Source organism: Phaeodactylibacter luteus (genome assembly GCF_007993045.1).
Lineage (GTDB): Bacteria > Bacteroidota > Bacteroidia > Chitinophagales > Saprospiraceae > Phaeodactylibacter > Phaeodactylibacter luteus.
Map to the genome: position 1 here is coordinate 1 of NZ_VOOR01000098.1, position 6,260 is coordinate 6,260.

The 6,260-nt window shown below is 51.0% G+C and carries 6 protein-coding genes; 4 read left to right on the forward strand and 2 right to left on the reverse strand.

What is annotated here, in order from left to right:
- A partial coding sequence (locus FRY97_RS21330; protein WP_246141883.1) for a cysteine peptidase family C39 domain-containing protein occupies positions 1 to 921 on the reverse strand: 921 nt, incomplete at its 3' end.
- A 265-nt stretch (positions 922 to 1,186) separates the two neighbouring features.
- Positions 1,187 to 2,692: an ATP-binding protein gene (locus tag FRY97_RS21335; RefSeq protein WP_147169656.1), complete on the reverse strand. Its 1,506-nt coding sequence runs from the start codon at positions 2,690 to 2,692 to the stop codon at positions 1,187 to 1,189.
- A gap of 18 nt (positions 2,693 to 2,710) precedes the next feature.
- Between FRY97_RS21335 and FRY97_RS22525 the strand changes: the two genes are divergently transcribed.
- The 4 genes from FRY97_RS22525 (at position 2,711) to FRY97_RS21350 (ending at position 5,954) form a co-directional block, all read left to right on the forward strand.
- On the forward strand, positions 2,711 to 2,887 hold the full coding sequence (locus tag FRY97_RS22525; RefSeq protein ID WP_170254816.1) for a hypothetical protein: 177 nt from the start codon (positions 2,711 to 2,713) through the stop codon (positions 2,885 to 2,887).
- Between the two features lie 797 nt (positions 2,888 to 3,684).
- Positions 3,685 to 4,188 (forward strand): hypothetical protein, encoded by a 504-nt coding sequence (locus FRY97_RS21340; RefSeq protein WP_147169657.1) that lies wholly within the window; start codon positions 3,685 to 3,687, stop codon positions 4,186 to 4,188.
- A gap of 66 nt (positions 4,189 to 4,254) precedes the next feature.
- Entirely contained in the window at positions 4,255 to 4,719 is a 465-nt protein-coding gene (locus FRY97_RS21345) for a DUF2147 domain-containing protein (RefSeq protein ID WP_202965258.1), read from the forward strand.
- Between the two features lie 134 nt (positions 4,720 to 4,853).
- A complete protein-coding gene (locus FRY97_RS21350; protein ID WP_147169658.1) occupies positions 4,854 to 5,954 on the forward strand; it encodes a DUF6268 family outer membrane beta-barrel protein in 1,101 nt (366 codons plus the stop codon).
- Positions 5,955 to 6,260: the final 306 nt, after the last annotated feature.

Below are 6,260 nucleotides of genomic sequence, written 5' to 3' on the forward strand. Positions count from 1 at the left end.
GTAATAAAGCAGTACAAAACTGAAAATGACTAGATTAAAAACGGAGAAAATAACAGATAAAGCCGATTGGGTCAGAAAAACCTCGATCCGCCGATGGTCACCTATGCGCTGCAGCAAGTCGCCCGTCATTTTGGTATCAAAAAAACCGATGGGGAGCCTCATAAGACGAGAAAGAAAATCGTTGATGAGGCTGATATTGATACGAGTGCCAATGTGGAGCAGTATCCAGTTTTGTATGAACCTTACCGCAGTTTGGCTTATAAATAAGACCAAGTGCCCGATGAGTATCAAATATATAAACCCTATATTCTGGTTTTGTATACCGATATCTACGACTGACTGCGTCAGAAAGGGAAATACTAAAGAAAACAGCGAGCCCAACAACAGTCCGACCACAAGTTGAGAGAGCAGCCTGCGATGGGGTTTTAAATATTGCAGGAGATAAGCGAATCCTAAAGGCTTACTCTGGTCCTCTTCTTCCTGATAAATGTGCCCTCCCGGCGATAGCAACAAGCATACCCCCTTCTGCCCATCAGATATCCAACCTGCCTTAAATTCTTGCGCTGGGAGCCTGAATTTACCGGCTCCTGGATCTGCGACCCATACATGTTTTTTATTGGCTTTGTAAACTACTAAAAAGTGGTTTTGCTTCCAATGAGCAATTACCGGAAGTGGAGCCACTAAAAGTGAGGGGGCTTCTCCCTGCGCAGAAAAGGGAATCTTGACTGCCATAGGTTGAAAACCAATTCTTTCGGCAGCTTCACTAATACCTTTAAGGCTTACCCCTTCACGATCGATATAAGAGATATCTCTAAGATATTGAAGGGTATAAGACTTGCCATAATGTTTTGCGATCATGCGCAGACAGCTTGGACCGCAGTCCATAGCATCAAGTTGCTTGTAAAATGGGAATGATTTCATAGAGGTATACAGATTAAGGCAGCCTACAGCTTGCCATTTGGCGCAAGGTTAAAAGAATCAAGAGCTGGCTGGTAATACTATCAGAAGGTGCGGTAAAACCCAAATTAAGTTTTGAAACAGCAATGGGAACCGGGGGGGGTATTTCATAGAGCGCGATATTTAAGGATCATAAAATGAAAATATACTATTTAACCAAATATAAGCCAATCTTTTCAAGCCTGCAATGTTGACCGAGAAAATTAACATTTTCCGAAAGCACACATAGCTAAACGCCCTCCACCGCCCAATCCACAATCCCCTTCTGCTCCGTGGAAAAGCTGACGCCCACGCCAATCTTCTCCTTCGTGCTGTCCGCATAGGCCGACAGGTAGCCTTTCTCCCGGATTTGCCGCAGGGCTTCCGACACCGGCCGGTCGAGCTTGAACTCGAAGGCGTAGAGGTAGTCGGCAGTTTCCACAAGGGCATCGCAGCGGCCGCGGGCCGTGTGGACTTCGGAGCGGACATACACGCCCAGCAACCGGAAAATCAAATGAATGAGGGCATGGTAAAAGTGCTCGTTCTCTTTTTGCCAGTGCTCGTAGGGGATTTCGGCGAAAGCCGCATTGAGGATGTCAATGGCTGATGGTAAGTCTTTCTGCTGCAAAGCACGCCTCAAATGGACAATCCGGGGCAGCGGGCTCTCCGATGGATGCCCCAGATAAGTAGCCAACAGCACCTGCTCCAGAGAAAAACGGACCTCTTTATTGGGGTAATCCAATGTGTACAGGTAGTCCTCTGGCTCGTAGTGGCGGATGGTCAGGTACCCAGTCTGAAACAGTACACTGACAGGGTTGAGGTGACGGTAATCGAAGTTGCTGAGGTCGCTTACTGCTGCTTCTATCCCTGAGGCCTCGTAGAACTGCTTGTCGCGCATTTCTTTGACTAGAAACGTCGGCGTGCCCGTCTCAAACCAGTAGTTCTGGTACTGCCCGCTCTGTAAAAAACGCAGGATGGAAAACGGGTTGTACAGGCGCTCCTCCCCGCCCCAGCTGTAGCCGTTGTACCACTCGCGCACTTTGCTGCGGTCGTGGGCCTGCATTGGAGTTTCAAAAACCGTGTCCAGCTCTTCCTGTGTGATGCCCAGCAAGGTATAGCCCTGAGGGGAAAGGGTGATGTTGGACAGGTTGTTCAGGTCCGAAAAAATACTCACTTTGCTGAAGGCGGACACCCCGGTCAGGAACAGAAACTCGATGTAAGGGTCAGCATCTTTGAGCACCGAGTAAAAATTCTTCAGGACATCCCGGTTCGCTTCTGCTTGCGGCGTGTCGTCCAGAAAATCAATGATCGGTTTGTCGTACTCGTCTATGAGCAGTACCACTTTCTGCGAGCGCCCCACCTCGTACAGCAACTCCGAAAAACTGCTTTTCAGGGTATCTTCAGAAAGGCTGGCCCCCAGCTCCTTGGCGATACGATGCACCTCGGCCAACAGCGCTGCCTCCAACCCTTTCGTTTTGTAATCTATTTGGGCAAACTTCAGCCAGATGACTGGCCGGGGCGCTGCCTGCCAATCCCAGTGCGCATGTATCCATAAATCCCGGAACAGTGTTTCCTGACCGGTATACAACTCATACAATGTAGACAACAGGAGCGACTTGCCGAAGCGGCGCGGCCGGGACAAAAAGAAGTACTTCCCCTCTGAAACCAGGTCGTGGATTTGCCTGGTCTTATCCACGTATACATATCCGCCCTCACGGATTTCCCTGAAACTCTGTATGCCGATGGGGTACTTCATGGAGGCAAGATACAGCCTTTGGGAGCAGATACGCAAGGGGCGGCGGTCAGAAGTGCGCCAGTAGTGAAGGCATTGTGCAGTGTGCCCAGCTGGGCGTTCATCATTGGCGTGAAACCCGACAGCCACAAACACCTGTACTGGCATTTTGACAAATCTGACGATCAAGGGCAGGTCAAGTGGCACACTATAGAATAAGAGGGGGGGCACACACTGCTTTGGCTGCGCCAATGAGCTGGAGCTCAACAGCAGCAGCCCAGGGCTGAAGATGGACCTGACGTATTACGAGTGGACTGCGCCCAATGGGGCTGCGCAAGTATTCACATGGGCAGGGGCACTTTTGGACCATCTTCGCCTTCCTGATGATGCGGGCGTGCTATGTGGACCAGATACAGCAGGCCACTTTCCAGCTGTTATGCCGACATCAAGTTGGTTTGCCGTGACAAACTACTTTATCATCGGTATACATACAGATTTACAGGGCGTAACCTAAAATGTCGCAGCCGTTTAAGCTTTTCCGGCTCTAGTGCCTCAAGCCATAAATCCTTGCCACCCCAAGTTTCGTTCTTTTCCGCCTACTCTTCGTTAAAGAACCGCTCCTTTAGCTCAGGCTAAAGTCGCGAACCTTCGCCTTGATTAGCCGGAAAATAACTTCAACTTAAGTATCAGAGATTTATGGCTTAAGGCACTAGCCTGGCATCGGCCTAGCGCTGCGAAGGGGCGGCAGGCCTGATAAGGCCGAGCGGATAGCGAGCCCCGTAGCATAGCGGCACCTGCCTTCACGGCAGGGGCAGGCCCCAAAAAACGACAATCTGTTTTGCGCCCGGAGGCTTTGGGGCAAAAAGCAGGCATTTTACTTTTCAGGTTTGGGCTACTTTGCGGCTGCCCTAGAGATATGCACCTCCCGGTTGTGAAATAATTAGGAAAAGTAATACTTTTATCCGTGGTATTATTGCTAAACATTACTCGGGCATACGAGTGAACTAAAATAGAGTATGAAACTTTCTATCTTCTTCCGAACAGCCTATTTATTAGGCGTCGTTGGCATGCTGCTCCTTTCTTCCTGTGGACAGGAAACGGCCTCGGAGTACCCGGTGAACGGCCAGTCTTTTGTCATGGAAGGGCCGCTTTTTCAGGGGCCTAATACCGCACAGGCCTCTTTTACGCCTGCCATGAAGGCAGAGGGGAAGCTAACGAGCGCTACGCTTGCTTCCGCTGTATTGAAAGCGCCGGAGGGGCATAACTTTGATGCCTTTTCGGATGTCGTGTTGCAATTGGTAACCAGTTCCAGCGACATGATTCAGGTGGGGGTGTTGAACCCCGTGCCTAAAGGGCAGTCAAGCCTTACCCTGCAGGTCTCCAATGAAGCGGATTTATCAGAATTGCTGTCCTCCGAGGAATGTGTGTGGGTCATTGACGCCAATATCCCCGTTGACATGATGGACACCACGATAACCTTTTCGGGAGATTTTACGTTTGATGTAACCCACACCAAATAAAGGGGCTTCCCGTTGGCATAGGGGCGTATTCTATCACCCAAATACTACTCAAAACCAATTAAAATCATGATGAAGTCGATATTTCTCACCTTCTCTCTCGCTATACTCACAGTGGGGGTTGCTTTCGGGCAAGACAAAAAAGCAGATCAAAAAGAAGCGGACCGCCTCATTGGCGTATGGGCGCCCAGTAATGGCCGTGCGTTGGTGAAAGTCCAGAATATTGCGGGCAAATACTACGGCCGCATCGTTAAGCTCAAAGAGCCCAATGATCCGGAAACAGGGAAGCCCAAGCTCGATAAGAACAATCCGGACGAGTCTTTGCGGGATACGCCACTCTTGGGTTATCGGATGCTCAAAGATTTCGTTTACGCTGGCGACGATGAATGGACCGAAGGGACAATTTACGACCCGCTAAGCGGTAGCCTTTACAGCTGTACCATTAAAATGAAAAAGGATGGCAGCCTGGATATCCGGGGGTACATTGGCGTTAAGGCACTGGGCCGTACAGATGTATGGACCCGGGTCAAATAACCCGTCATAATATGCAGGGGGCGCTCCGTCCCCTGCATATTTTTTGCACTTGATTGAAATTCCAACGCATTGTCTGGCAACTTAGGATCCACAAATCTTTGGTTGCCAGGGTATACCTTAAAAGCACTACCGCAATGTCTTACCGTATCTTGTTGTTGCTGTCCGCATGGATGTCATGCGGATGGCTCTCTGCTCAGACGCCTGACAGCACGGCGCAGGAAAACGACCTGGATTTCGGCGAATTTGATGATTTTGACTTCGGGGATGTGGAGGTGAAAACCTATTGCTCCTCCAAAATTATCGGGATTAGCCCGCAGCAGCTGATTTCCCTGGGCTATGACTTTCAGGGGAGCTATGATGCCAGTTTTTCTGCCATCGGAAGCTTTGAAGATGGAGCAGAGGTGCCTCAGGAGACCTATCAGATCAATTCCACGCAGGGCGTGCGGCTGGTCGCCAATATTCCGGTCTATTCGCGCAATAGCCTGGTGGTCCAACTCGGGGCCAATATATGGGATATGCAGTACCAATTTGATGAGCCCGATGACGAGATCAACAACCAAGTCGCCCGGTCTATCAATGAGAACGGCCTGCGCACTGCCGGGCTGAATACCACTGTTTTCAAGCCACTTGACGAAACCCGCTTCCTCCTTTTTCAGGGGAGCGCCGATCTGAGCGGAGACTATACCTTGGATAATATGCAGTCCCTGGAATACCTGCGTTACTCTGCCGCGGCTCTTTTTGGATGGCGGAAAAGCGACTATTTCCAGTGGGCGGTAGGCTTGTCCCGTACCTATCGGGTGGGAGAGATGAACTACATCCCGGTTGTCCTGCTCAACTGGACCGCAAAAGACAGCCCCTGGGGGGTAGAATGCCTGCTGCCAGCCCGGGCACACGTACGCTACAGCTTAAGCCCGCGCAATATGCTGTTTGCAGGCTTTGAGCTGGAAGGGCAGAGCTACCGCATCAACGGGGTTTCTGAAACGCTGAACAACCAAAGCCTGGAAATCCGCCGGGGCGAAATGCGCTGGCGGGCGATGTGGCAACGGCAGCTCACTGGCTTTGTATGGCTGCAAGCCCAGGCCGGGTACCGCATTAACTGGAGCTACAACGCAGACACCTTGCCGGGAGGGGGTGAATTTTTCCGGGGCTTCTTTGGCAATCAGGAGTATGCTATGCTCAACTCCCTCACCAACCCCTTTTATGCCAATATCAGTATCAACCTGGTAAGTCCCTAAAGCTTGGGCTGAAAGTGGGGGCTTATGATGTTAATTGTTTACGCCGCCTTCTGTTCGGGGCCTGAAAGAGTTTGGGGACAACTTGATGGACAAACACTCGCATCAGCTTAGTAAAAGATGATGCGGGTACCCCCCGCCCCGCCCACCAAAACACCCCAAAACCAACCCCCAAGCCCCCGCCCCGCCCACCAAAACACCATAAAACCAACCCCCAAGCCCACCCCCCGCCCACCAAAACACCATAAAACCAACCCCCCAGCCACCCCCCGCCCACCAAAACACCCCAAAACCAACCCCCCGCCCCCG